Below are 25,115 nucleotides of genomic sequence, written 5' to 3' on the forward strand. Positions count from 1 at the left end.
CCGTGCGACGGTTCCGTCCCGGTTTCTCCAGCGGCGCGGACGGGTGCGTCGATTCACCGATCGCGGTCAGCCGGGTAGCTGGATCACCACCGGTCCGACGCCGGGCACCACGACCGTGGTCTCGGTGGGACCGCCCTCGTCACCACCGGCGCGGCGGCCGTTGCTGACATAGATGGTCACGGTGCTGCCGGGCATGGCCGAGTCGGACGGAGCGGTGAAGACCACGGTGCCCTGCGGACGCCCGCTGTCGACCTCGAGTTCGCTGACCTTGAATCCGGCGCCCTGCAGACGGGACGTCGCCTCGCTCGCAGGCAGGCCGCTGACCTGCGGGATGCGACCGCGGTCGCTGCCGTTCCAGTACTCACGGTCGATCGGGGGCAGGCTGACGGGACCGAACTTCGTCGCCACCGGTCTGACGGCCTGGAACCAGGTGCGCGCCGGTTCCATGCCGCCGTAGAGGTCGCCGTCGTAGCAGGAGCGCAGCGGGCTGCTGCACACGCCCTGCGGGTTCGGGCCGTCGCTGTAGACGTATGCGGCGCCGGCGATCTGGTTGGTGAAGCCCACGAACGCCGAGGAGCGGTGCGCTTCGGTGGTGCCGGTCTTGCCCGCCATCGGCAGCGTCCAGCCCGCGGATCCGGCCGCACCGGCAGCGGTGCCGGCGCCCACGTCGTCCTTGCTCATCGCGTTGGCGAGGGTGTGCGCCAGACCCTCGTCCACGACCTGCTCGCACGGCGGCGGCGTGAACGGGACGGCCGTCAGGGCGCGCTGCCCGTCGGGCCCCATCACCGGGTTGCCGTACTGGTCTCGATTGATCCGGCTGATGGACTTGATCGGGTTGGGCGGGCACCATGTACCGCCCGACGCGAGGGTGGCTGCGACATTCGCGAGCTCGAGGCCGTTGAGCGGCAGGGGGCCGAGGGTGAAGGAGCCGAAGTTCCCGTCCTTGACGTACTGCGCCATGCTCTTCTCGCCATACCCCGACGAACCGGGGATGGTGTACGAACGCAGGCCGAGGCGGACCGCCATGTCGACCGCCGGCTTGACGCCGACCTGTTGGAGCAGCTTCACGAACGCGGTGTTCGGCGACTGTGCCAGGGCGTTCGTCACCGACATCGACGCCGGATAGCGGCCGTCGTTCTTGACGCAGTAGGCGTTGGCGGGGCACCCGTTGGTTCCGCCGCTGTTGCCCATGCCCTCGACGGCGATGGACCCGGGGACGGGGATGTTGGACCCCGCGCCGAGGCCCTTTTCCATCGCGGCGGCGACGGTGAAGATCTTGAACACCGAGCCGGCGCCGTCACCGACCATGGAGAACGGCTGTGGTTGCATCGTCTCGCCGCGATTGAGGTCGAGCCCGTAGTCGCGGCTCGACGCCATCGACAGCACGTCGTGCGACTTCTTGCCGGGCCGGAGGGTGCTCATCACGTCGGCGACACCGTCGGCGGTCGGGCTCGCCTGAGCCTTCACCGCCCGCACGGTGGAGCGCTGGACCTCGGGGTCGAGCGTGGTCTGGATGATGTAGCCGCCGCGCAGGACCGAGTTGCGGGACATGCCGTTCTCGGCCAGGAACTGCAGCGCGTAGTCACAGAAGAAGCCGTTGTTGTCCGCCGCGATGCATCCCTGCGTCGGGGTCTGCGGACGCGGCAGCACGCCGAGCGGCTTCTCCTTGGCCGCGATCAGCTCGTCACGCCGTTCCGGGAAGTTCTCGATCATCGTGTCCAGCACGACGTTCCGGCGGGCGAGGGAGGCCTCGGGGTTGGAGTACGGGTTCAGCGCGGAGCTGGACTGGACCATGCCGGCCAGCAACGCGGCCTGCTCGACCCGCAGGTCCTTGGCGGGGATGCCGAAGTAGGTCTGCGCGGCGGCCTCGATGCCGTAGGCGTTGTTGCCGAACGGCACCACGTTCAGGTACCGCGTGACGATCTGCTTCTTCGCCTCCTGCTTGGCAGCGGCGTCGTCGAGTCCCTTGTCGCGCTTGGCCTGATCGATGAGCGTCTGCTCGAGGGTCAGCGCCATCCGCACCTCGCGGAGCTTGCGCGCGGGCGTGGTCTCCACCGCGGCCTGGCGATCGGCCTCGGTCCGGGCGAGCACGAGGAGTTGGTAGTTCTTGATGTACTGCTGATCGAGGGTCGACGCACCCTGCTGGACCTCGCCCGACGACGAGTTCTTCAGAGCGGCACGGATGGTGCCCTTCCAGTCGACGCCGTCGTGTTCGAGGAACCGTCGGTCCTCGACCGAGATGATCGCGCGGATCATGTCGGGGGAGATGTCGTTGTAGCCCACCTGGTAGCGGTACTGGTCGAACAGCACCGCGATCGGCTTTCCGTCGACATCGGTCATCGTGGTGACCTCTGGCAACGTGCCGTTGAGGAGTTCAGAGGACACGTTCTCGACTGCGGCCGCCGCTCGGTTGGAGACGACGCCGATTCCGCTGGCCGCGGGATAGAGCAGACCGGCGACGAGAACTCCGGCCAGCAGGCTCGCCCACGCCAGCGACCACAGTTTCTTCGACATCACCCCGACAGGATACGTGCGTTCCTCCCGAACACCTCCCTGCACTCGCCCGCGGCGACGGCGACGACCGGCTCGACCGGCGTTCCCGGGGCGGCGGGGTCCGTCCGCGCGACAGGGTGATCGCGGACCGTCCGAACAGATGAGTTTGCACGGTTGTCCCACTTTGTTGCTTCCAGGGGTTGCGCCCCCCAGCACAGATCCCTAGATTGAGTGCAGAATGTGACTCACTTAACAGTTTGCTGCAAATGTGGCTTGAGCAGCGAGGTTGAGACGTTCTCGCAGCTACGCAGATACGACAGGTAGGGGTGGCGGATGGCGACAGCGGCAGTTTCCAACGAAGAGGATCGCTTGGCGTGGGTTGCTCAGGCGCGGTGTAGAGGGGGAGACCCCGACGATCTGTTCGTGCGAGGCGCGGCCCAGCGCAAAGCCGCCACGATCTGCCGCCACTGCCCGGTGCAGCTCGAATGCGGCGCTGACGCACTCGACAACCGCGTCGAGTTCGGCGTGTGGGGCGGATTGACCGAACGCCAGCGCCGTGCACTCCTCCGCCAGCACCCCGAGGTCACATCCTGGTCGGCGTTCTTCGCCGCGCAGCGTCGGCGCCACCGCGACGCGGTCTGAACTCAGGGGGAGCAGTGATCAGCCCCGGCCGGTGATCTGCTCGGCCACCGCGCGCAACGCGGTCACGTCCGCCACCTCGAACGGCAGAGCGGGTACACCGACGATCGGCACCCGCGGGTGCGACGCGGTGAACCGTTGCAGCAGATGGAGTTCGCGCTTGCCGGTGGCCGCCCGATCGGCGTGAATCCGGAGGACTCCCCGGGTGAGGTCGTCGGTCACCGAGTCGAGGGCGACCAACGCGGCCTCCTCGTGGATCGACGTCAGGTTCGGATGGGTCCGGTTGAGGATCAACCCGGCGAGCGGCATCGACTCCTCGGACAGGCGGTCGACGAAGAACGCGGCCTCCCGCAGGGCGTCGGCCTCCGCGGCGGCGACGACCGCGAACTGGGTGCCCGGCTGCTTGAGCAGGGCGTAGGTCTTCGCGGCACGGTCCTGGAAGCCGCCGAACATCGAGTCCAGCGACTGCACGAACATCGCGACGTCGCGGAGCATGTCGCCGCCGATGATCGTCGCGACACCGCGCATGGCCAGGCTCATCGCGCCGGTGACCATGCGGCCGACCCCGCGGCCGCCGCCGACCAGCACCTTCATCAGGCGGCCGGAGAGAAACGAACCCAGTCGCTGTGGCGCGTCGAGGAAGTCGAGCGCGTTCCGCGACGGCGGGGTGTCGACGACGATCAGATCCCAGTGGTCCTGTTCCAGCAGCTTGCCGAGCTTCTCCATCGCCATGTACTCCTGCGTGCCGGAGAACGACGAGGCCACGGTCTGATAGAAGGCGTTCTCCATGATCGCCTCGGCCCGCTCGGGGGACGAGTACTCGAGCACCATCTCGTCGAAGGTGCGTCGCATGTCGAGCATCATCGCGTCGAGCGTGCCCTTGCCGTCGATCGCCACCGGTTGCGGATCGTTGGTGAGTTCGGACATCCCGAGGGACTGGGCCAGACGCTTGGCCGGGTCGATCGTCAGCACCGCCACGGTCCGGCCCTGCTCGGCGGCGTACATGGCCATCGCGGCCGCGGTGGTCGTCTTGCCGACTCCGCCCGCGCCACAACAGATCACGACGCGCGTCGACGGATCGGTGAGCACCGAGCCCATCTTGAGGTCGAGTGGCATCACGCACCCGCTTTCTGGAGGAGATTGGCCAGCTCGTAGATGGATCCCAGGTCGACGCCGTCGCCGAGGGACGGGAGTTCGAGCGTCGGCAATTCGACCTCGTCGAGCTGCGCCTTGGCGATCTGCTGCGCCTGCAGCCGGGTTGCGTGCTCGATGGTCTCGGTGAGCAGGCCGGCCAGATCCCCGTCGGCGAGCTTGAGTCCGGCAGCGGTCAGGCTGTCCTCCACTCGCCCCGCGTCGATCCGGCCCTCGGCGATCTCGTCGATCACGTCGGCGGGCAGATGGGGCGCGCTCACGCGGTTGATGACGAGGCTGCCCAGAGTGAGGTTCTTGCCCCGGAGCTCGTCGATGGCCTCGATGGTCTCCTGGATCGGCATCGCCTCGAGGAGCGTCACGAGGTGGATGATCGTCTCCTCCGAATGCAGGAGCCGGACCACGCCTTCGCTCTGGTTGCGGATCGGGCCGGTCTTGGCGAGATCGGCCATCGCCTGCGTGACGTCGAGGAAGTTCCCGATGCGTCCGGTCGGCGGGGCATCCACGACCACCGCGTCGTACACACGGTTGCCCTGCTTGTCGGTGTGGATGATCCGCTCTTTGATCTTGCCGGTGAGCAACACGTCGCGAAGGCCGGGAGCGACGGTCGTGACGAAGTCGATGGCACCGATCCGCTTCATCGCGCGGCCGGCGAAGCCGAGGTTGTAGAACATGTCGAGGTACTCGAGCAGGGCATGCTCGATGTCGATGGCCAGCGCGGACACCTCGCCGCCGCCCTCGGCCGTCGCGATGCGGGTGTCGGTCGGCGGCAACGGCGGGATGTCGAAGACCTGCGCGATGCCCTGCCGTCCCTCGGTCTCGACGAGGAGGACCTTCTTGCCGTCGGCGGCCAGCGCCAGCGCCAGCGCGGCCGCGACCGTGGTCTTGCCGGTGCCGCCTTTGCCGGAAACGAAGTGCAGGCGGGCGCGGGCGGCGGCCGCAGGCCACTCGTTCCCACCCGCGACGGACGAAGCGTCTGTCGCACCGCTGCCGGAAGCGTCGTCTGTCACGCCGGAATCGAGCGACTCACCCGACCCGGATCGCGAGCCCTGTTCATTGGCCACGGCAACACCTTATCCATTCACCGTCGCCAGATAGGGTGAGTCCATGAGTGAAGTGACCGCGTGGGAATACGTGACCGTGCCGCTGCTGACGCACGCCACGAAGCAGATCCTCGATCAGTGGGGCGCCGATGGCTGGGAACTGGTTTCGGTTCTGCCCGGTCCGACCGGCGAGCAGCACGTCGCATACCTGAAGCGACCGAAGGGCTGACCATGGCGACCACGTGGACCGATCGTCTCGTCGAGCTGGGCATCGAGCTCCCGTCCGTGGTGCCGCCGGTGGCGAGCTACACCCCGGCGGTGCGCACCGGCAACCTCGTCTACACCTCGGGTCAGCTGCCCGTCGTCGACGGCGAGTTGTCGGCGCGGGGCAAGGTCCACGAGGGCGCCGAAGGCATCGTTCAACCGGAGGATGCGACTGCGGCAGCCCGGGTCTGCGCGCTCAACGCACTGGCGGCGATCGACGCGCTGGTCGGGATCGACTCGATCGTGCGGGTGATCAAGGTCGTCGGATTCGTCGCGTCCGCCCCCGGTTTCACCGGTCAGCCCGGCGTGATCAACGGAGCCTCGGATGTCCTCGGCGAGATCTTCGGTGACGCCGGGGTGCACGCCCGCTCTGCCGTCGGTGTCGCCGAACTGCCGCTCGGTGCGTGTGTCGAGGTGGAACTGATCGTCGAAGTGGCCTGACGTCCGCCTTGGACGTCGCACTCCTGATCGCCGCGGCCGCCGCGGCGGGCTGGGTCGACGCCGTGGTCGGCGGCGGTGGACTCGTCCTGATCCCGGCGATGTTGATCGTTCAACCGGGGTTGCCCACCGCGACGGCCCTGGGGACCAACAAACTCGCCGCGGTGTTCGGCACCGCGTCGGCGGCATGGCGCTACACGCGTCATGTTCGGATCGATCTTCGTCGGCTGATCCCGGTTTTCGCCGCGGCGCTGTTCTTCTCGGCGCTCGGTGCAACGGTGGCCGTGGCCCTGCCCACCGAGATCTTCACGCCCATCGTGCTGGTGATGCTGGTGTGCGTCGGACTGTTCGTCGCGCTCAACCCGGGCTTCGGCGGTGACGCGTCGGCGGGCCCGCGGTCGCGCATCTCGACGATTGCCGGCCTCGTACTGGCCGGTGTCGTCGTCGCCTTCTACGACGGGGTGATGGGGCCCGGGACCGGGACGTTCCTGATCGTCAGCCTGACCGCCCTGGTCGGGACGAGCTTCCTGGAGAGTTCGGCGATGGCCAAGGTCATCAACACCGGCACGAATCTCGGCGCTCTGGCGGTGTTCGGCTTGCAGGGAAATGTGCTGTGGCTGTTGGGACTGGGGTTGGCCGTCGCCAACGTCATCGGCGCCCAGATCGGATCCCACATGGCGATCGGGCGGGGGAGCTCGTTCGTGCGCTGGGTCCTGCTCGCGGTGGTGGTGGTCATGGTCGGGAAGCTCGGGTACGACCTGATCGCCGGGTGAGCACGCTCCGTCACCCGCCAGGGGTTGGCGGAGGCAGGGGGCAGCGTCGATGCTGATCGGGTGAAGATCGACGTAGCCTCCGGCCGCCTCGCCCTGCAGCGGGGAACCATCGTCTTGCTCTGCGTGGCCCAGGTGCTCGCCGGCTTGTCGATGGGCGGGGCACTGGCGCTCGGCGCGATCCTCGGTGAGGAGCTGTCGGGGACGGATTCGCTGGCCGGGCTGCCGACCACCGTGGTCACGCTCGGCGCCGCCGCCGCGGGCCTGCCGCTGGCGTCACTGGCGGCCGGGCGCGGCCGTCGTCCTGCGTTGACGACGGGTCTGCTGATCGCCGGATTCGGGACGCTGATCGTGGCCGTCGCCGTCGACCGCGGTTGGTTCGCGTTGATGCTCGTCGGTATGGCCGCGGTGGGGTCGGGCAGCGCGGTGAGTCTGCAGGCGCGGTTCGCCGCGACCGACCTGTCGTCGGCGGCCACACGCGGACGCGATCTCTCGCTCGTGGTGTGGACGACGATGGTCGGCGCGGTGATCGGACCCGCGGTGGTCCCGCTGGGTGCGACCGTCGCCGGCTGGTTCGCGATGGCCGATCTCTCGGGTCCGTTCCTCGTCGGTGCCGCGGGGTGTTTCGGAGCGGCGGCAGTGCTCTTCGTCGGCCTGCGCCCCGATCCGCTCGTCGTGGCGCTCGGCGAAGCCGGCGGATCGCGCACCAAGGTGTCTCTGGCCGAAGGCTTCTCGGCGATCGTGCACTCACCGCCGGCGAGAGCGGCGATGGCTGCGGTGGTGTCGGCGCACGCGGTCATGGTCGGGGTGATGGCGCTGACGCCGGTCCACATGCATCACGGGGGTGCCTCGGTGACGCTGGTCGGACTGTCGATCAGCGCGCACATCGCCGGGATGTACGCGCTCGCACCGGTGATGGGCCTGCTCGCCGATCGGGCCGGCCGGATTCCGGTGATCCTCGGTGGGCAGGCGGTGCTTGTCGTCAGTTGTGTCATCGGTTTCGTCTTCGCGGAATCCCAGACGGGCCTCGTCGTGGCGCTGGTCCTCCTCGGTGTCGGATGGTCGGCATCGACGGTCGCGGCGTCGACGCTCCTGACCGACAGTGTGGACACCGCACGACGTGCACCGGCACAGGGTGTCTCGGACACCTCGATGAGTCTGGCCGGCGCGGCCGCGGGTGCGGTCGCCGGGATAGTCGTCGGGACCTTCGGTTACGCGGCGCTGGTCCTCGGGGCCGCAGTGGTCGCCGTGGTGACCGCGGCCTACGTCGTGCTCGACGGAGTCCGTGACCGGCGTCGGACCTCGATGGCCTAGGGTTCTGTCCACTGTCGGGCGATTCGAGGAGGCGTCGGATGTCAGTACCGCAACTCGTCGGACGCACCGGGACCGTGACGATGGCCATCCCGGGAGGCGAGCCCCTCGGCGAGGTCGAACTGCCGTTTGCGGGCGGAACCGAGCGGTTCCTCGCGCGGGCCGCCGGGCCGATCGGACTCGACGAGGCAGTCCTGGTGATCGCCGAGTGGCCCGGCCGCATCGTCGACGTCGAACCGTGGGCGCGGACCCCAGGACCCGAGCCCCGGTGAGCCGGCCCCACGCCATGTGAACAACCGATCGTGGCGAGCCGTTCGATGCGGCAGGATCTGAGTCCGACACACCCGATCGGTCACCTTGTCGCGAAGCAGGCGACACTCTGCCCGCTTCGCTTCCGCACTGCCAGACACGGCGCGCTCGACTCCGCCGAACACGAGGAGAAACCAATGCTCGGCTACTACGTTCCCGAACCCGACGAGGCGATGTTGATCTCGGGCGCCAAGTCCGACGCCGACAACGCGCCGTTCGTCGTGGTGGTGGGACACGGCAAATGGGTCATGCCCTTCTTCCGGAAGGTCCGATTCCTGTCGATGGCACTGCACGAAGCGACGATTCGTGAGGTCTGTGTGACCACGCAGGGAATACAACTGAACGTGCGGGCGGTCATCGCGCACAAGGTCGGCAACGACGTGGCGTCGATCGTGAATGCCGGGCAACGGTTCATCTCCGAGCAGGAGAGCGAGATGAACCAACTGACCGGACAGGTCTTCTCGGGCCATCTGCGCTCCATCGTGGGCTCGATGACCGTCGAACAGATCATCCGCGAACGCGACACCCTGGCCCGTCAGGTGCTCGACGCGTCCAAACGTGAGATGGGATCGATAGGCCTCGTCGTCGACTCGTTCCAGATCCAGTCGATCGACGACATGGACTCCGGTTACATCAACGCGCTGGCCGCTCCCAACATCGCCAAAGTGCAGCGCGAGGCCGCCGTCGAACGTGCTCGCGCAGACCAGGAGTCGGCCAAGGCGCAGCAGGAATCGCTCCGCAATCAGGCCGATTACGAACGGGAGACAGCGATCAAGCGGGCTGCGATCAAGGCCGAGACCGACAAGGCCAACGCCGAAGCCGCCCAGGCCGGGCCCCTCGCTCAGGCCCGGGTCAACCAGGAGGTCATCCGCGAACAGTCCGTGCTCGCGCAGGCGCAGGCGGAACTCCGTGAGCAGGAACTGATCTCGGAGGTCGTGAAGCCGGCCGAGGCAGAGGCGCTACGCCGTCAGATCATCGCCGAGGCAGAGGCCAAGGCGGTCGAGATCCAATCGGCGGCGGCAGCTCAACACAACCGGATCGCCCTCGACCAGCAGCTCATCGAAGCCCTGCCGACTCTCGTCGGCGAGGTCGCGAAGGGACTGAGCACCGCGAACCTCACGGTGTACAACGGCGCCGAGGGGGTCAACGAGATCATGACCGGCGTGATCACCCAGGGCGCCGCGCTGCTGCGAAGTCTGCAGGACCAAGTGGTGCCGACGATGGTCGACGGATCGGCCGATGAGCACCACGTGAACGGCACCCCGGTCCGCGAAAACTGACCAGGCGGTTCGGCCCGGCACGATCGGATCGTCGGGGTCCACCCGGGCGACCACGCCGAGTGGATAGGCTCGGAGACCATGAGCTCACCGAATGACGCCGCACCGACACACCCGGCCTACGGGGTGCTCCGGGAGGTGACCCCGTTCGCATCGGTCCTGTTGTGCGACAACTCCGGGATGATGGAACTCGACGGCACGAACACCTATGTGCTGCGCGCGCCCGGCAGCGATGAATGCGTGGTCGTCGACCCGGGGCCGCCGAAGTACAAGCATCATGCCCGGCGCCTGGCCGAACTACCCGGGGTCGCACTGGTGTTGGTGACGCACCGCCACCACGACCACACCGGCGGGGTGTCGCGCCTGCACCGGCGCACCGGCGCTCCGGTGCGTGCTCGCCTCGAGAAGTACTGTCGCAGAGGCGCTCCGCTCCGGGATCGTGAGGTGATCGAGGCCGCGGGCCTACGGATCACGGTGCTGTTGACGCCTGGGCACACGGGAGACTCCGTCAGCTTCCTCGTCGAACACGACGGGCAGCGCGCGGTCCTGACCGGAGACACGATCCTCGGGAGTGGTACGACCGTGCTCGATCCCGCCGACGGTGGGTTGCGCGACTACCTGAACTCGCTGAACCGCCTCATCGTCGAAGGTGAAGGGGCGTCGCTTCTCCCGGCGCACGGCCCGGACCATCCCGACCTGGGACCGGTCGCGCGGTACTACAAAGCTCACCGTGAGGAACGGATCGACCAGATCGTCGCGGCCCTCGACTCGATGGGGGTGTCGGCCCGCGAAGCGAAGCCGATGAAGGTGGTGCGCAAGGTGTACTCCGACGTCGACAAGAAGCTGTGGCCCGCCGCGCGGATGTCGGTGAAGGCGCAGTTGGAGTATCTGCGAGAGGCCTGACACGACGAAGGCCGCCGGCTCATCGGAGCGGGCGGCCTTCGTGTTGTGCCTGGTCCCTCAGGAGCGCGCTGTCTACCTGTCCCCTGAGGAGCGGGCGCAGCTGTCAGCGTGCGCGGCGCGCCAGACGCTCGGAGTCGGCGATGAGGACGCTCTTGCCCTCGAGGCGCAGCCATCCGCGCTGGGCGAAGTCGGCGAGGGCCTTGTTGACGGTCTCGCGCGACGCCCCGACCAGCTGTGCGATCTCTTCCTGGGTCAGGTCGTGGGTGACGCGCAAGGCGCCGCCCTCCTGGGTTCCGAAGCGCTGTGCGAGCTGCAGGAGCTGCTTGGCGACACGACCGGGGACGTCGGTGAAGATGAGGTCCGCGAGGTTGTTGTTGGTGCGGCGCAGGCGACGTGCCAGCACGCGCAGCAACTGCTCGGCGATCTCCGGGCGGTCCTTGATCCAGGCCTTCAGCGCGTCGCGGTCCATCGACACCGCTCGCACCTCGGTGACGGTCGTCGCGGACGATGTACGCGGACCGGGATCGAAGATGGAGAGCTCGCCGAACATGTCGGACGGTCCCATGATCGTCAGCAGGTTCTCGCGTCCATCGGGGGAGCGACGGCCGACTTTCACCTTGCCGGACATGATGATGTAGAGCCGATCGCCCGGTTCGCCTTCGTGGAAGATCACGTGTCCGCGAGGGAAGTCGACGGGCTGAAGCTGCTTGGTCAGCGCCGCCACGGCGGAAGGCTCGACGCCTTGAAATATGCCCGCCCGCGCCAGTACTTCTTCCACCTAGGGAACCTTTCTCGAAATCTTTGCTACAGCCACGCGTCAGATCGCGCCCTTGGACACGCTACCCCGCGCACAAGCATATGTGTTGGATGGGTCACTGGAAGCTCATTGCGCGTGTGTCCGATCGTCGAGCTGCCGACGCGATGTCCGGGGGCGAGACGACGGCTGACCCGCAATGACCGATCAGCTGGCCCGTTGCGGCGACTCGGTGTGGCCGGCGACGGCCGACTCGTGACGCGTGACGCGACGGTCGCGGAGTTCGTCGAGAGCCGCGGGCATCCCCTCGCGGGCGAGGGTCTGGACGTTCTGGGCGTCGGCCGAGTCGAGAAAGTCCTCGACCTCGTCGCGAGAGACCGCCGAGCGGTCGATCCGGGACTGGACCTTGTCCATGCCCATGGCGAAAAGCATGAGTACAGCCGGGAACAGCAGCGCCGCGAGACCGTGCATGGGGACCAGTAAACACAATGGACCCGCCGGGATCCTCATCCGGAGGGCCGCCGTCACTGACTTGTTACCTGACCGTAGGTTGTGGGTCGGCTGTGCGGTGTGGCCGTTCGCGGGGCCTCCCGGAGGGTATGGATGCCGTTCTGAACTGCGGAAACGCGGAGTCTGACCGCGCTGTCACGGTCGGGCCGCGGGGTCGGGCGCCTGTGGAATCGGGATTGGCGGAGTACATCGCTAACCTGAATCAGGTGAGCGCACGCAAGACTGCGACCGCGGGACCGGCCGTGGCACGCAAGCAGGAGACCCATCTCGGATTGGTCCGGCGTGCGCGGCGGATGAATCGCACCCTCAAGGTCGCCTTCCCGCACGTGTACTGCGAACTCGACTTCACCGATCCGCTCGAGCTCTCGGTCGCGACGATCCTGTCGGCCCAGTGCACCGATGTGCGCGTCAACCTGACCACCCCGGCGCTGTTCGCCCGGTACCGGACGGCCGCGGACTACGCCGGTGCCGACCGCACCGAACTCGAGGAGATGATCCGCCCGACCGGCTTCTACCGGAACAAGGCGAACTCGATCATCGGGCTCGGCCAGGCCCTCGTCGAGAGGTTCGACGGGGAGGTCCCGAACAACCTCAAGGACCTGGTGTCTCTGCCCGGTTTCGGACGGAAGACCGCGAACGTGGTGTTGGGCAACGCCTTCGGTGTTCCCGGCATCACCGTCGACACCCACTTCGGCCGCCTGGTCCGGCGCTGGCAGTGGACCGAGGAGACCGATCCGGTGAAGGTCGAACACGCCATCGGCGAGCTGATCGAGCGACGCGAGTGGACGGACCTGTCGCACCGGGTGATCTTCCACGGCCGCCGCGTGTGCCACGCACGCAAGCCGGCCTGCGGTGTGTGCGTCCTCGCCAAGGACTGCCCGTCGGTGGGGACCGGCCCGATCGACAAGGCCGAGGCCGCCGCCCTGGTGAAGGGTCCGGAGACCGAGCATCTTCTCGCGTTGGCAGGGGTCGTCGCGCCGTGAACGACACCACAGACACCGAGACCGCCGGGAGCGAGGCGAGTCCGTCGTCGCGGAAGGATTCCCGTTTCCCGCCTGCCGCGCGGTGGAGCGCCGTGTTCGTGATCGTGATGATCGCGCTGATCGTGGCGATCTGGCCGCGCGGCGGCGAGCCGGCGCCGATGTCGAGCGCGCCGCCGTCGGCGAGTGGGACCCGCCCGATCGACGCCCCGGTCGACGAGGCGCGCGTGGCGGAGGCGCGGAAGGCCGCCGCTCTACCGGACTGCCCGGTCACGGGTCTGCCGGAGTCACCCGATTCCGTCCTCGCGGGCGTCGTCGAGCCCTGTCTGGGCACCGGTGCGCCGTACGACCTCGGTGCGGCGACGGCGGGTCGCCCGCTGGTGATCAACGTGTGGGCGCAGTGGTGTGGTCCGTGCAAGACCGAGTTGCCCTACTTCGAGGAATTCGCCGCTCGTGCCGGCGACCGGGTCACCGTGCTGGCCCTGCACGCCAAGGAAGGCGGCAGCAATCCGTTCTTCCCGTTGACGCTGCTCACCGAGATCGGAGTCCGTTTGCCGTCCGTGCTCGACCTCGACGGGAAGGTCGCCGCGGCCATCAGCGCGCCGCGGGTGTTCCCGTCGACCGTGTTCCTGAGACCCGACGGCTCGGTGGCCGAGGTCTATCCCGGTGTCTTCGACAGTCCGGAGGAGATCGCGGACTCGGTGGCTGAGCACCTGGGCGTGCGGATATGAGCGGGCGTCGCTCTGCCGACGCCGGGCCGCTGGTCTCGCGCGATGAGATCCCGCCCTGGCTGCGAGCCCTCACCGACGACGTCAGCGCTGTCGCGAGGAGTGTCGACGGTCGCGGCGGCGACCGGTCGCGCTGGGCGTCGATGCTGCCGACGAAGTCGCGGGGGGCGGCGGTACTCATCCTGTTCTCCGGCTCCTGGGAGGCGGCCGACGACCATCCGGGTGGTCTGCCCGCAGACGCCGAGGTGCTGCTGACCGAGCGTGCTCCGACGTTGCGCCAGCACAGTGGTCAGGTGGCCTTCCCCGGCGGCGCGGCCGATCCCGGCGACGACTTCCCGGTGGGCACAGCGCTTCGCGAGGCGGCCGAGGAGACCGGTCTCGACGCATCCGGGGTGAGCATCCTCGCGACCCTCCCCAGCTTTCCGGTCGGGGTCTCGGGGTTCGACGTCGTCCCGGTGATCGGCTACTGGCACCGTCCGAGCGAGGTGCGCGTCGTCGACGAGGGAGAGACCGCCCGGGTGGACCGGATCAACCTGCGCGAGATGCTCGACCCGGGCAACCGGTTCCAGGTCCGGCGAAAGGCGGTGGGCATCGTCTACAAGGGCCCGGCGTTCTTCGTCGACCGTCTGCTCGTGTGGGGATTCACCGGTGGGCTCGTCGCCGCGATCAGTGAGGTGTCCGGCTGGGACCGTCCGTGGGACTCCGACGACGTGCGTTCGCTGGAGAAGATGATCGAACTCGCCGGCAGCCGTCAGGAGTCCGGGTTCGCCGAACTCCACCACGACGACCGGGAGGTCGTCGACGCGACCGATGTCGAGTCCGGAGGTTCGCGATGACCGGCTCGACCTGGGTCGACGTCATCGTGATCGCCATCGCTCTGCTCGCCGCGGCCAGCGGGTACCGATCGGGTGCGGTCGCCTCGGCGCTGGCGTTCATCGGCGTCGCACTGGGTGCCGTCGCCGGCCTGTTGCTCGCGCCTCGCCTGATCGAACAGTTCGACGACCTGCAGGTGCGGGTGCTCGCCGGGATCCTGGTTCTGGTCGTGCTCGTCGTCGTGGGCGAGGTGGCCGGCATGGTCCTGGGACGTGCCGCACGCGGTGGTATCCGGTCGCCCGGGCTGCGTGCTGTCGACAGCGGCGTCGGTTCGCTTCTGCAGGTGGTCGCGGTGTTGCTGGCCGCCGGTCTGCTGGCGATCCCGCTGCGGGAGTCGGCCGATCCGGCGATCGCCGGGGCGGTGCGTGACTCCAAGGTGCTCACCGGCGTCGACACGGTGTCGCCGCAGTGGGTCGACGACCTGCCGGACGACTTCAAGGCGCTCCTGGACAGTTCGGGGCTCCCGAAGTTCCCGTTCGTCAGCACTCCGTCGACGAACGTCGACCCTCCCGATCAGGCGCTGGCCGAACTGCCGGTGGTGACGCAGGCCCGGCCCAGCGTCGTGAAGATCGAGGGTGTGGCGCCGAGCTGCCGGCAGGCGCTGGAGGGCAGCGGGTTCGTCGTCTCTCCCGAGCGTGTGATGACCAACGCGCACGTGGTCGCGGGTACCGAGCGGCTGGAGGTGCAGACCTCGACCGGGGCACAGCTCCCCGCGCGGGTGGTGCTCTTCGACAGCGAGAATGACATCGCGGTGCTCGACGTCCCTGGCCTGCGTGCGCCGGCCCTGCGGTTCGCCTCACGCCCCGCATCCACCGGGGACGACGCGATCGCCCTCGGCTTCCCCGAGGCCGGCCCCTTCTACGTGAGCCCCCTGCGGGTGCGTGCGACGTTCTCGCACACCGGCGACGACATCTACCGCACCGGACAGGTGACCCGCGAGGTGTATGCCGTCCGTGGCCTGATCCGGCAGGGCAATTCGGGTGGGCCGCTGCTCAACTCGGACGGCGAGGTGCTCGGAGTGGTCTTCGGGGCGGCCGAGAACGCCGCCGATGAAACCGGTTTCGTGCTCACCGCCCGTCAGGTGCGCTCCGACTTCGACGAATCCGAGCGGCGAAGCGAACGGGTGAGTACACAGCGCTGCGTCCTCGCCTGACTTTCCGGGCCGGTCGGCGGGGGCCGTCCGAGGTCGGTTCGGGCTCGTGGCGTAGGAACTCGAGGACGTACTCCGTCACCGCGGCCGGTTGTTCCTGATGGACGAAGTGACCGCTGTCCTCGACCTGCCGGTACATCTGGTGCGCCGCCCACCGGTGGCTGTCGGCCATCGCGTGGTCGAGGATGTACGGGTCGTCGCGGCCGCGGAGGGCGAGCACGGGGAGATGCAGCCGCTGATCCATGAGTTCCATGAAGCGGGCGCCGTCGGGTCGGAACTGTGAACGGAACGCCCAGCGCCGGTACTCCAGGCTGCAGTGGGCGACGTTGGGGATCAGCATGGCCGATCGGTTGAGTTCCACGGTGTGCGCGTAGTCGGGCTGGGCTCGCCAGGAAGCCGACGACCGTTCCGCGAAGTAGTCGGACACGAAGGCCGCGTCGTCGCGGGTGATCTGTCGTTCGCCGAACCGGGGGATCTGGTTGCGCAGGAACAGCGGTAGGAACCGTGCCCGCTGGGTCTTGTCGCGCAGTACGCGTCGGCGGAGGGCGCGGGGGTGTGGGGACGCGATGACGATGATCCGGTCGACGACTCGTGGGTGCAGTGTGGCGGTCGCCCAGCAGACCAGTCCGCCGTCGGAATGCCCGATGAGGGTGGCGCGGGTGTGCCCGAGCGCGCGGATGAGTCCGTTGGTGTCACCGGCCAGGGTCCAGCCGTCGTAGCCGCGTGGGGGCTTGTCGGTGTCGCCGTAGCCGCGCAGGTCGACCGCGACGGCGCGGAAGCCGGCCTCGGTGAGCGCGGTCAGCTGATGTCGCCAGCTCCACCAGAATTCGCCGAAGCCGTGGAGCAGCAGCACAAGCGGGCGGTCGCCGGCGGGGACGCCTGCGGGCGCAACGGCGTGGAACCGGACTCCGTTGGCGCGGACGTCGAAATGCTCCCAGTCGCCCGGGAGTCGAACGCTCGAGGGGTCAGGCTCCTCGCTCACGGATCACCCTTCGCGGGCGGGCGGGATTCTCGGGTGCGAGGTCTCGTGCTCTGCGTGACGGTTCGGCAGGACGGTCGGCAGTTCGTTGACCGATTCGATCGTCTTCTTCGGTCCCCGAACCCGTTTGAAGAACAGATAGCCCACAAAGGCCGCGATCAGGGTGACCGTCACCAGGATGAGGAACACGATGAGGAATGCCAGCCAGCGCCAGACCCACTCGTCGAGCAACTCGGCGAGGAAGAAAAAGAAGAAGAAGCTGGAGTACAGCGCCATCACACCGGCGACGATCAGCAGCCCCGTGCCCGCGCCGGCCTTCTTCGCCTCGGTGACGAGTTCGGCCTTGGCGAGCGCGACCTCGGATCGGAACAGGGTGGAGACACTGGTGGTCGCGTCCTTGACCAGGCTTCCGATCGTCGGCTCACCGTTACGGCCGGCATTGGCGTCGGAGAGCGGGATCGACGGGACGGAGTCTCGGCCCGCGTCGGGCAGGCCGTGCTCGTTGGGGCTCACAGAATCCTCCGTTGTTCGGCTGATGGCCATATGTTGCCATGCGAGCGCCGCTGACGTGGCGGCCCACCCATGGGTGCGTCGGGGAGTGCCCGAACGTGCGATGCGCCACCGGCGGGAGTTCGCTGGTGGCGCATCGGGTCAGGACAGCCCCGCAGGGGACGGTCGTCCGGGCGGGATCAGGCCTTCTTCGCGCGGATGGCTTCGAAGACCGACGGGTCGACGAGGGTGGAGGTGTCGCCGAGTTCGCGTCCCTCGGCGACGTCCTTGAGCAGGCGGCGCATGATCTTGCCCGACCTCGTCTTGGGCAGTTCGGGCACGACGTTGATCTCGCGGGGCTTGGCGATCGGCGAGATCTCCACCGACACCTGCTGACGCAGTTCGGCGATCAGCTGGTCTCCGGTGTTCTCCACGCCTTCACGCAGGATGACGAAGGCGACGATGCCCTGGCCGGTGGTCTCGTCGGCGGCGCCGATGACCGCGGCTTCGGCGACACCGGAGTGGCCGACGAGGGCCGACTCGACTTCGGCGGTGGAGATGCGGTGACCGGAGACGTTCATGACGTCGTCGACGCGTCCGAGGACCCAGAGCGCGTGGTCCTCGTCGTAGCGGGCGCCGTCGCCGGCGAAGTACCAGCCCTGCTCGGCGAAGCGCGACCAGTAGGTTTCGCGGAAGCGCTCCTCGTCGCCCCAGATGCCGCGCAGCATCGACGGCCACGGCTGGTCGAGCACGAGGTAGCCCTGCTCGCCGGCGCCGACGGGGTTGCCCTGGTCGTCGACGATGTTGGCGCTGATGCCGGGCAGCGGTTTCATCGCCGAGCCCGGTTTGGTCGCGGTCACCCCGGGCAGCGGCGAGATCATGATGGCGCCGGTCTCGGTCTGCCACCAGGTGTCGACGATCGGCGCGGAGTTGCCGCCGATGACCTCGCGGTACCACTTCCAGGCTTCGGGGTTGATCGGTTCGCCGACGCTGCCGAGCAGCCGGATGGTGGAGAGGTCGTGGGCGTCGGGGATCTCGCGTCCCCACTTCATGAAGGTGCGGATCAGCGTCGGGGCGATGTAGTAGATGCTGACGCCGTACTTCTCGATGATCTCGAAGTGGCGGTGTTCGTTGGGGGAGTTGGGGGTTCCCTCGTAGACGACTTCGGTGGCGCCGTTGGAGAGCGGGCCGTAGACGAGGTAGGAGTGGCCGGTCACCCAGCCGATGTCGGCGCCGCACCAGAAGACGTCCCGGCCTTCTTTGTGGTCGAACACGTAGTGGAACGAGTAGCTGACCTGGGTCAGGTAGCCGCCCGAGGAGTGGACGATGCCCTTGGGCTTACCGGTGGTGCCCGAGGTGTAGAGCAGGAACAGCGGGTGCTCGGCGTCGAACGCCTCGGCCTCGTGGGTGTCGGACTGCTCGTCGACGGTGTCCTCCCACCACACGTCGCGGCCTTCGACCCAGTTGAGGTCGGGGTCGTGGTTGGTCCGACGGACCACGAGAACCTTCTCGACCGACTTCGCGGCGTCGTCGCCGGTGCCGAGTGCCTCGTCGACCTGGGTCTTCAGCGGTGCCGGCTGGCCGCGGCGGTACTGCCCGTCGGTGGTGATCACGAGCTTGGCCTCGGCGTCGTCGACGCGCGAGCGCAACGCTCCCGAGGAGAAGCCGGCGAACACCACGGAGTGGGTGAGTCCGAGGCGGGCGCAGGCGAGCATCGAGATCAGGGCCTCGGGGACCATCGGCATGTAGATGGCGACGCGGTCGCCCGCGACGAGTCCGATGGACGAGAAGTAGTTGGCCGCCTTGCTGACCTCGGCGAGCAGCTGGCTGTAGGTGAGGTCCCGGGTGTCGCCGGGTTCCCCGACCCAGTGGATGGCGACTCGGTCGCCCTTACCTGCGGCGACGTGGCGGTCCACGCAGTTGACGGCGACGTTGAGGGTGCCGCCGACGAACCATTTGGCGAAGGGGGCGCCGGACCAGTCGAGGGTCGTGGTGAAGTCGGTGGCCCAGTCCAGCCTCCGGGCCTGTTCGGCCCAGAACTCAAGGCGATCGGCATCAGCATGGTCGTACATCTCGGCGGTGCCGTTGGCCTGGGCGGCGAACTCGTCGGACGGTGGGAATGCCTGGACGGTGGAGGACATCGGTGAGAAGGGCCTTTCGCTGTCGACGGCGGTCACTCAACAGTAAGGTGACCCGACGTCAGTACGGGGAAACAGTGTGAGCGTAGTCACGTCGACGTCGACCCAGGAACCGTCCCGTATGCGAACGCAACCGATTCGCGACGAACGGCCGGTGGGTGACGACGAACGGTAGGACGCCTGTCGGCGGCGACCGGAGTCGGCGACGCTTCGTTTCAGCCGGGCGACTGACTCGGCGGTACGAACAATAGGCCGCACGGAATTTCGAAACGGCGACTAACAATGAGGGTTCATTAATTCCGGATTCGAGGGAACGGGGAAGCGCCTCTGGCCTCTGTCGCCGCCGTACCGCGCGAGACCGAGGGTGTCCCGGAAGGGACGGCCGTCGACGCAACTATCGTCGGTTCGTGACCACCGACCCATTGTTGCCCCTGCTGGAGCTACCCGGCGTCTCCTCGGCTGCCGATCGCGCGCGTGACGCCCTCTCCGCGGTCCACCGGCACCCCGCCAACCTGCGAGGATGGGACAAGACCGCCACCGAGGCCTCGTGGCGGGCCGGTCGCTCCTCGGCCGCCATCGACGGCGGAAGCGTCGAGCTCCGGCGTGACGGCGACTTCGACGACCCGATCCTCGCGGGCGCGATGCGGGTGTCGCAGGCACTCGACGGCGACTCCCTGGTCACGATGACCTCGGTGATCCGGCGGGCGCCGGCCCAGGCTCTGGCGCGGCTGCACACTCTCGCCGCCGCCGACCTCGTCGACGACCCCGATGAGCTCGGGCGGCCACGGAGTGGGACGGATGTCGGCGAACGTCTCAATTTGTTGGGGCAGTTGACAACCGGGGCGACGTCGGTTCCGGCGCCCGTGCTCGTCGCGGTGGTCCACGGCGAGCTGCTGGCCATGAATGCCTTTCCGACCGCCAACGGCGTCGTCGCCCGCGCCGCGTCTCGACTCGTCGCCGCCGCCACCGGGTTGGACCCGCACTGCCTCGGCGTGCCGGAGGTGACCTGGTTCAAGCGGGTCGGCGAGTATCGCACGCTGGCGACGAGCTTCGGGACAGGTACCGAAGCCGGCCTGCGGGACTGGATCGTGTTCTGCTGCGAGGCTCTGGAAGCCGGTGCGGCGGAGGCGAAGTCGATCGCCGACGCGGCACGGGCGGGATAGCGGTCGGGGTTGCGCATCTGTCCCGGACAGCGCTGCGGGCGGCCGCCGGCGTCGTAAACGACGCGGTTGCCGCCCGCGTAGCACGGACTCAAGTTACCAAGCGTGCTTGGTGGGTTGTGGTTACCGCCTCGGCGATTGACCGCGAGTCGGGATTGCGGACCGTCCACGTGCTGCCAGCTGTGTGCCGTTCCTCCCGGGCCTGGCGCCTCAGGGGAGGAAGGCGATGGCGCAACGAGTGTGGCGGTCGGTCGTCCTGACTGCGATGTCGCAGGCGCACAACACTTTTGCCATATGCGGCGTGCTCCGCGTGGGTGCTTGCCGCCCGTGCTGGGAAGTGCTCGGCGTGGGGGTCCGTTCCTTCTCTTCCGGATCGAACTTGGCCTTCCGAGTTTCCGTAACCACTGTTCTACACCGTGATGCCGGTCACATCAAGCGTTCAGTGTCGGAATGTCGGACAACTTGCGTGCTTCAGTGAAAAATGTTGTTGCCCAGCGGGTTCGGAGAAGGAATGGGTGCATGGGGGTCTGATCGCGCACGATCCCGGCCCGCGGGGTGGTCAAAGGGAACGTTGCAAAGACGTTGCGTACTTTCCGCGCCGGAATCGCGTTTCTCGGATAACGCCCAACTCGGATTGCCCATTCGCGCATCTTGTTACCCTGGAGTAGAACGGACATTCGCGAAAGCGATTGTTGTGCTTGCAAAGAATCCGAATCCGTGTGTATAGTCATCCTTACCCGGTTCTCATACCGGTGCGTTTCAGCCCGACCCCCCGGGGCTGAAACGTGACGACCCCGGCCTCCTCCCCCCCCTGGCCGGGGTTGTCCTCTGTCTGGGGTCTTTTCTACCCGTGGAACGCGCTGAGCGCGGCACGTTGTCCACAGGCTTCGGCCCCATCCCCAGACCGCCGGAATCCCACCGGTCGACGGGCTCCTCCGGCCGCATGATCGTCCGCATGCCCGACGAACTCCTGGTTCTCGTAGATCCCGACCTCCACGACGATGTCGCGCGGTGCGCCGCGGCGGCCGGCTACCTCGTACAGACGGCACCCGCCGATGACTGCCGGCGGGAATGGCTGACGGCCCGCGCCGTGGTCGTCGACCCGCCCGCCATCGCTGTCCTGAGCCGCGTCCGCCCGCCCCGCCGGCCCGGTCTGGTGCTGGTGAGTGCAACCGAACCGGGTGCGCACACGTGGCGGATGGCGATGGACCTGGGCGCCGAGGACGCGTCGACGCTGCCGGCCGAGGAGGGACGCCTCGTCCGGGTACTGACCGAGTGCCGGGTACCGCGACGCCGCCCTGCCGGCGTCGTCGCCGTCATCGGGGCCCATGGCGGTGCCGGGGCCTCGACACTGGCCGCCGCGGTCGCGCTGGCATCGGCCGACGCCGGCTCGCCCACGTTGCTGCTCGACCTCGACGACATGGGCGCGGGTGCCGACCTCCTGCTCGGCCTCGAACGTCGTCGAGGGCTGCGATGGCAGGATCTCTCGCTCGACGGTGGGGTCGTCGGCGGAACGGCACTGCACCAGGCGCTGCCGAGTGCGGGCGACGGTCTCGCGGTGCTGACCTCTCAGCGCCTCCCGGCTGCCGGGTTGAGTGTCGAGGCGGTCACCGCGGTCATCGATGCCGGCCACACCCACGGTGATCTCGTCGTGCTCGACCTGCCCAGATGCGACAACCCGGTGGTGCGCGCGGCGATCGCGTCCACCGACGTCGTGGTCGTGGTGACCACTCCCACCGTCGGCGGATGCGCCGCGGCCCGGCGCATCGTCGATCGTGTCGTCGGCGACGAGGTGGCCGTCGAGCTCGCGGTGCGGGGCCCCTCGCCCGGCGGTCTGCGCCCACAGCAGGTCGCCGACGCGATCGGACTGCCGCTGCTCGCCGCGTATCGACCGGAGCCCCGCCTGGCGGTGCGGTTGGAGGGCGGCCCGCTGCGGCTGCGACCTCGCGGTCCGCTCGGTCGTGCGGCACGAACGGTGTACACGAGGGTCGCCGAGCGCGGACGGCTCGCGTCGTGACGCGTTCCCGAACGGACGGCCAGGCCGACGAGGCGTTGCTGGACCGGGTCCGCTCGCGCCTGGCCGCCGACGCGGCCGACCCAAGTCCGGCGGTCATCGCCGACGCGATCCGCGCGGAGGCCGGGGGAGTGCTCGGTGACACCGACCTGCTCGCCGCACTTCGATTCCTGCAGACCGAGCTGACCGGGGCGGGCAAGCTCGAGCAACTCCTCGCCGAACCCGACATCGCCGACATCCTGGTGTCCGGACCCGACGAGGTGTGGGTCGACCGCGGTTCCGGACTCGAGTCGACGACCATCCGATTTCCGGACGAGGCATCGGTACGACGCCTCGCGGGTCGGCTGGCACTCGGCGCCGGGCGCCGTCTCGACGACGCACAGCCCTGGGTGGACGGGCAGTTGTCGAACGTGGGGCGCCGCGGGTACACCGTGCGGCTGCACGCGATCATCCCGCCACTTGCCGCGGATGGGACCTGTATCTCGTTGCGGGTCCTGCGGTCGGCGTCCAAGGACCTGCCGAGCCTCGTCGACAGCGGCGCGATCCCGACCGAGGTCGTGCCGGTCATCGCCGACATCCTCCGGAAGCGCGTGGCCTTCCTCGTGATCGGCGGCACCGGAACGGGGAAGACGACGCTGCTCAACGCGCTGATCGGTGCCATGGATCCGCGCGAGCGGGTCGTCTGCGTCGAGGACGCCCTCGAACTCGCCCCGCGGCATCCGCAGGTGGTGCGGCTGGTCGCGCGGGCGTCGAACGTCGAGGGTGTGGGCGAGGTCCCGGTACGGACCCTGGTCCGACAGGCACTTCGGATGAGACCCGACCGGATCATCGTCGGGGAGGTGCGCGGTGGTGAGGTCATCGACCTCCTGACGGCGCTCAACACCGGGCACGACGGAAGCGCCGGGACGGTTCACGCGAACTCGACGTCGGAGGTGCCGGCCCGTATGGAAGCGCTTGCCGCACTGGGAGGTATGGCTCGCGACGCGCTCCACAGTCAGCTGGGTGCCGCGTTGTTATCTGGGGTTGAGAGTTTACTGTTACTGATTGTTACCGATGGGCCTGCTGCCGCCCCGCCGGCCTAACCGGGTACACCTCCAGAGACCACTGTTACCGATTGCGGATGGCAGGGCGTGTGGCGTACGCCACGGAACGTCCGGCGCGGCTGCCACCGGCGTACCCCGCGAGAACGGCCGGGTACGGTGATCACCCCACGCCCCGGCAGCAGCATTTGGAGACGCGTCGACGGAGGTCCTACGGCGGTCGTAGAGACCAGCATGGCTCCGGTGATGGACGATAACGATGTCTGGTCGGCGCTGGAAGAAGGCACCTGGATATTTCCGTGTGACGCACCTGGGATCGAATTCGAGGTCGAAAGTGTGCTGTCCCATCCGGTCGGACCGGGCGGTATCGTCGTAGTAGCGGCGGAACGCCCGTCGTTCGGGAGTTGGGAAAGACTCGACAGCTGGTCGCCGAGAGCAGACGCATAGCGATGTCGCCCGATACTTGCATCTCGTATCTGTTGCAGCAGGGGTACTTTCAGATGATCAAACCTTCGGGGAGTTAGTAGAACGTTACCATCTCGCTTGTGTGCGTTTCGGCGGTGTACTTCATTCCGACCTGATACCGCCGAACGAGTCCACCGTCGTCAGGAAACTCGACTTGGACGCTATACATCATCGCGTCCAACTCGGGTGCGGGCTGGTCGTTGCGTGTGCCGAGTCTGAATCGCAAGTTGTAGATGATTCCGTTGGTCAGTTTCGCTTTGATGGCATCTGCCAAAGCGTTGATATTCAGGTCAGAGAGGCCCGCCGTGCGCAGTGAGTTGTGGTGTTCTCGGTTGAGGTAAGTGATCCGCCGCTCGTCGATCACCACCCGCGTTGTCGTGGCTGGCTGAAGCTTGCCTCCAAGCAGGCTCAACGCTACCGAGCTATCGACGTCGGCCCACTCCGGGATTCCATTGTCAAGGCGGTGCGTGAGAAATGGTCCGTACAGACTCTCGTCAATACCAATGACTCTGAAACCACTTGCCTCGTAGGGATATCCAAATAGATTCACGTCGCCATCGAGATCCATATCACAGATGATGTCGTCGTGCAGACGTAGACCCACTTGCGGCAAGTACAGGCCCGCTTTGAGTGGGCTCCATGTAGAACAGTCAACGTAGCCGAGGTATCCACCGGATGCATTCAACAGTGCTGCAGCGATATTCGTACGCTGCGCTGCAGACAGATTCGTCATGTAGACGATGAAATAGCAACTCGCAGGTAGCCGAGGCCAAATGCCGGGACCTACCAGGCGATGCGCGAACTCTTGCCACAAGAATCGATCGGGTAGTCCAGCAACGTCACCGGCTCTCAGGGCGCTCTTGTCGGAGCCGTACTGTCGTAGCACTGGTACCCAACTCTGCGCGAAATCGTATCCGTACGATGCTCGCTCAGATCGCATCGAATCGAACACGAACGCAACCTCGTGGCGTCCGGCCTTGGGCACAAGCGCATTTGACAGCTGGCCGTAATCGATCGATTTAGCTTTCAGCTGCGCCACCAGGAGCTTGTGGTCATGACGGAGCATTGTCTGCACCTGATCGCATTGCAGGTCGAAGCGGTCGATGAGGCTGGTAAAGGCGATGTTGGAGTAGTTGTTCAGTGAATGGATCGTGAACTCCTGAAGGCCCGGAGCGTCGTCAGAACCACGGGTCGATGCCATGTCCCCATGCTTCCACATGCCCGACTGGGTTCGGGTGA

General features: G+C 67.7%; 24 protein-coding genes. 15 read left to right on the plus strand and 9 right to left on the minus strand.

Annotation, left to right across the window (positions count from 1 at the left end; translation table 11 throughout):
• Window positions 1–66: 66 nt before the first annotated feature.
• On the minus strand, window positions 67–2,514 hold the full coding sequence (locus AC3B6C_RS10020; RefSeq protein ID WP_488375893.1) for a penicillin-binding protein: 2,448 nt from the start codon (window positions 2,512–2,514) through the stop codon (window positions 67–69).
• Between the two features lie 312 nt (window positions 2,515–2,826).
• Between AC3B6C_RS10020 and AC3B6C_RS10025 the strand changes: the two genes are divergently transcribed.
• On the plus strand, window positions 2,827–3,135 hold the full coding sequence (locus AC3B6C_RS10025; RefSeq protein ID WP_004022078.1) for a WhiB family transcriptional regulator: 309 nt from the start codon (window positions 2,827–2,829) through the stop codon (window positions 3,133–3,135).
• Between the two features lie 18 nt (window positions 3,136–3,153).
• On the opposite strand, the gene bagB is transcribed toward AC3B6C_RS10025, so the two are convergent.
• Window positions 3,154–4,248, minus strand: a complete 1,095-nt coding sequence (gene bagB / locus AC3B6C_RS10030; protein ID WP_004022079.1) for an ArsA family ATPase — start codon at window positions 4,246–4,248, stop codon at window positions 3,154–3,156.
• Window positions 4,248–5,345 carry an ATPase BagA gene (gene bagA / locus AC3B6C_RS10035; RefSeq protein ID WP_004022080.1) on the minus strand — a complete coding sequence of 366 codons (1,098 nt, stop codon included), beginning with the start codon at window positions 5,343–5,345 and terminating at the stop codon, window positions 4,248–4,250. The genes bagB and bagA overlap by 1 nt, the downstream gene beginning before the upstream one ends.
• 43 nt (window positions 5,346–5,388) lie before the next feature.
• Here bagA and sp36 point away from each other — a divergent pair, with 43 nt between their 5' ends.
• The 7 genes from sp36 to AC3B6C_RS10070 all read left to right on the plus strand — a co-directional run bounded on the left by sp36 (window position 5,389) and on the right by AC3B6C_RS10070 (window position 10,596).
• Window positions 5,389–5,553, plus strand: coding sequence for a Sp36 family protein (gene sp36, locus AC3B6C_RS10040; RefSeq protein WP_004022081.1), 165 nt, complete (start codon window positions 5,389–5,391; stop codon window positions 5,551–5,553).
• A gap of 2 nt (window positions 5,554–5,555) precedes the next feature.
• Window positions 5,556–6,029 carry a RidA family protein gene (locus tag AC3B6C_RS10045; protein ID WP_101821005.1) on the plus strand — a complete coding sequence of 158 codons (474 nt, stop codon included), beginning with the start codon at window positions 5,556–5,558 and terminating at the stop codon, window positions 6,027–6,029.
• An 8-nt stretch (window positions 6,030–6,037) separates the two neighbouring features.
• Entirely contained in the window at window positions 6,038–6,799 is a 762-nt protein-coding gene (locus AC3B6C_RS10050) for a TSUP family transporter (protein ID WP_488375894.1), read from the plus strand.
• A 60-nt stretch (window positions 6,800–6,859) separates the two neighbouring features.
• Window positions 6,860–8,110 carry an MFS transporter gene (locus AC3B6C_RS10055; protein ID WP_488375895.1) on the plus strand — a complete coding sequence of 417 codons (1,251 nt, stop codon included), beginning with the start codon at window positions 6,860–6,862 and terminating at the stop codon, window positions 8,108–8,110.
• Between the two features lie 38 nt (window positions 8,111–8,148).
• The gene (locus AC3B6C_RS10060; protein WP_010844264.1) at window positions 8,149–8,379 is read left to right on the plus strand and encodes a hypothetical protein; all 231 of its coding nucleotides are present in this window, start codon (window positions 8,149–8,151) and stop codon (window positions 8,377–8,379) included.
• A 174-nt stretch (window positions 8,380–8,553) separates the two neighbouring features.
• A complete protein-coding gene (locus AC3B6C_RS10065) occupies window positions 8,554–9,696 on the plus strand; it encodes a flotillin family protein (RefSeq protein ID WP_488375896.1) in 1,143 nt (380 codons plus the stop codon).
• 78 nt (window positions 9,697–9,774) lie between these two features.
• A complete protein-coding gene (locus AC3B6C_RS10070; RefSeq protein ID WP_010844262.1) occupies window positions 9,775–10,596 on the plus strand; it encodes an MBL fold metallo-hydrolase in 822 nt (273 codons plus the stop codon).
• Window positions 10,597–10,699: 103 nt separating this feature from the next.
• On the opposite strand, the gene AC3B6C_RS10075 is transcribed toward AC3B6C_RS10070, so the two are convergent.
• Both AC3B6C_RS10075 and AC3B6C_RS10080 read right to left on the minus strand, forming a co-directional pair.
• Complete coding sequence (locus AC3B6C_RS10075; RefSeq protein ID WP_004022089.1) at window positions 10,700–11,374, minus strand: Crp/Fnr family transcriptional regulator; 675 nt, start codon at window positions 11,372–11,374, stop codon at window positions 10,700–10,702.
• Window positions 11,375–11,557: 183 nt separating this feature from the next.
• Complete coding sequence (locus tag AC3B6C_RS10080) at window positions 11,558–11,821, minus strand: hypothetical protein (RefSeq protein ID WP_014925136.1); 264 nt, start codon at window positions 11,819–11,821, stop codon at window positions 11,558–11,560.
• 332 nt (window positions 11,822–12,153) lie between these two features.
• On the opposite strand from AC3B6C_RS10080, the gene nth reads away from it, so the two are divergent.
• From nth to AC3B6C_RS10100, 4 genes are read left to right on the plus strand one after another with little or no spacing between them, the layout of a single operon-like run.
• Entirely contained in the window at window positions 12,154–12,843 is a 690-nt protein-coding gene (gene nth / locus AC3B6C_RS10085) for an endonuclease III (protein WP_488376246.1), read from the plus strand.
• On the plus strand, window positions 12,840–13,571 hold the full coding sequence (locus AC3B6C_RS10090; RefSeq protein ID WP_010844259.1) for a TlpA family protein disulfide reductase: 732 nt from the start codon (window positions 12,840–12,842) through the stop codon (window positions 13,569–13,571). Before nth ends, AC3B6C_RS10090 begins: the two co-directional genes overlap by 4 nt.
• On the plus strand, window positions 13,568–14,404 hold the full coding sequence (locus AC3B6C_RS10095; protein ID WP_488375897.1) for an NUDIX hydrolase: 837 nt from the start codon (window positions 13,568–13,570) through the stop codon (window positions 14,402–14,404). Before AC3B6C_RS10090 ends, AC3B6C_RS10095 begins: the two co-directional genes overlap by 4 nt.
• Window positions 14,401–15,594: a MarP family serine protease gene (locus tag AC3B6C_RS10100; RefSeq protein WP_010844257.1), complete on the plus strand. Its 1,194-nt coding sequence runs from the start codon at window positions 14,401–14,403 to the stop codon at window positions 15,592–15,594. The genes AC3B6C_RS10095 and AC3B6C_RS10100 overlap by 4 nt, the downstream gene beginning before the upstream one ends.
• Here AC3B6C_RS10100 and AC3B6C_RS10105 read toward each other — a convergent pair.
• The 3 genes from AC3B6C_RS10105 to acs form a co-directional block, all read right to left on the minus strand.
• Window positions 15,509–16,573 (minus strand): alpha/beta fold hydrolase, encoded by a 1,065-nt coding sequence (locus AC3B6C_RS10105; RefSeq protein ID WP_488375898.1) that lies wholly within the window; start codon window positions 16,571–16,573, stop codon window positions 15,509–15,511. The two genes, AC3B6C_RS10100 and AC3B6C_RS10105, sit on opposite strands and share 86 nt — an antisense overlap.
• A gap of 3 nt (window positions 16,574–16,576) precedes the next feature.
• Complete coding sequence (locus AC3B6C_RS10110) at window positions 16,577–17,083, minus strand: phage holin family protein (protein ID WP_014925140.1); 507 nt, start codon at window positions 17,081–17,083, stop codon at window positions 16,577–16,579.
• A 176-nt stretch (window positions 17,084–17,259) separates the two neighbouring features.
• Window positions 17,260–19,200 carry an acetate--CoA ligase gene (gene acs, locus AC3B6C_RS10115; RefSeq protein WP_055476951.1) on the minus strand — a complete coding sequence of 647 codons (1,941 nt, stop codon included), beginning with the start codon at window positions 19,198–19,200 and terminating at the stop codon, window positions 17,260–17,262.
• Window positions 19,201–19,604: 404 nt separating this feature from the next.
• On the opposite strand from acs, the gene AC3B6C_RS10120 reads away from it, so the two are divergent.
• The 3 genes from AC3B6C_RS10120 to AC3B6C_RS10130 all read left to right on the plus strand — a co-directional run bounded on the left by AC3B6C_RS10120 (window position 19,605) and on the right by AC3B6C_RS10130 (window position 23,453).
• Window positions 19,605–20,360 carry a hypothetical protein gene (locus tag AC3B6C_RS10120; RefSeq protein ID WP_010844253.1) on the plus strand — a complete coding sequence of 252 codons (756 nt, stop codon included), beginning with the start codon at window positions 19,605–19,607 and terminating at the stop codon, window positions 20,358–20,360.
• Window positions 20,361–21,312: 952 nt separating this feature from the next.
• Window positions 21,313–22,374, plus strand: a complete 1,062-nt coding sequence (gene ssd, locus AC3B6C_RS10125; RefSeq protein WP_488375899.1) for a septum site-determining protein Ssd — start codon at window positions 21,313–21,315, stop codon at window positions 22,372–22,374.
• Window positions 22,371–23,453, plus strand: a complete 1,083-nt coding sequence (locus tag AC3B6C_RS10130) for a TadA family conjugal transfer-associated ATPase (protein WP_488375900.1) — start codon at window positions 22,371–22,373, stop codon at window positions 23,451–23,453. The genes ssd and AC3B6C_RS10130 overlap by 4 nt, the downstream gene beginning before the upstream one ends.
• Window positions 23,454–23,931: 478 nt before the next feature.
• On the opposite strand, the gene AC3B6C_RS10135 is transcribed toward AC3B6C_RS10130, so the two are convergent.
• On the minus strand, window positions 23,932–25,077 hold the full coding sequence (locus AC3B6C_RS10135) for a hypothetical protein (RefSeq protein WP_455410513.1): 1,146 nt from the start codon (window positions 25,075–25,077) through the stop codon (window positions 23,932–23,934).
• Window positions 25,078–25,115 lie beyond the last annotated feature (38 nt).

The organism is Gordonia sp. 11cp (assembly GCF_057767225.1).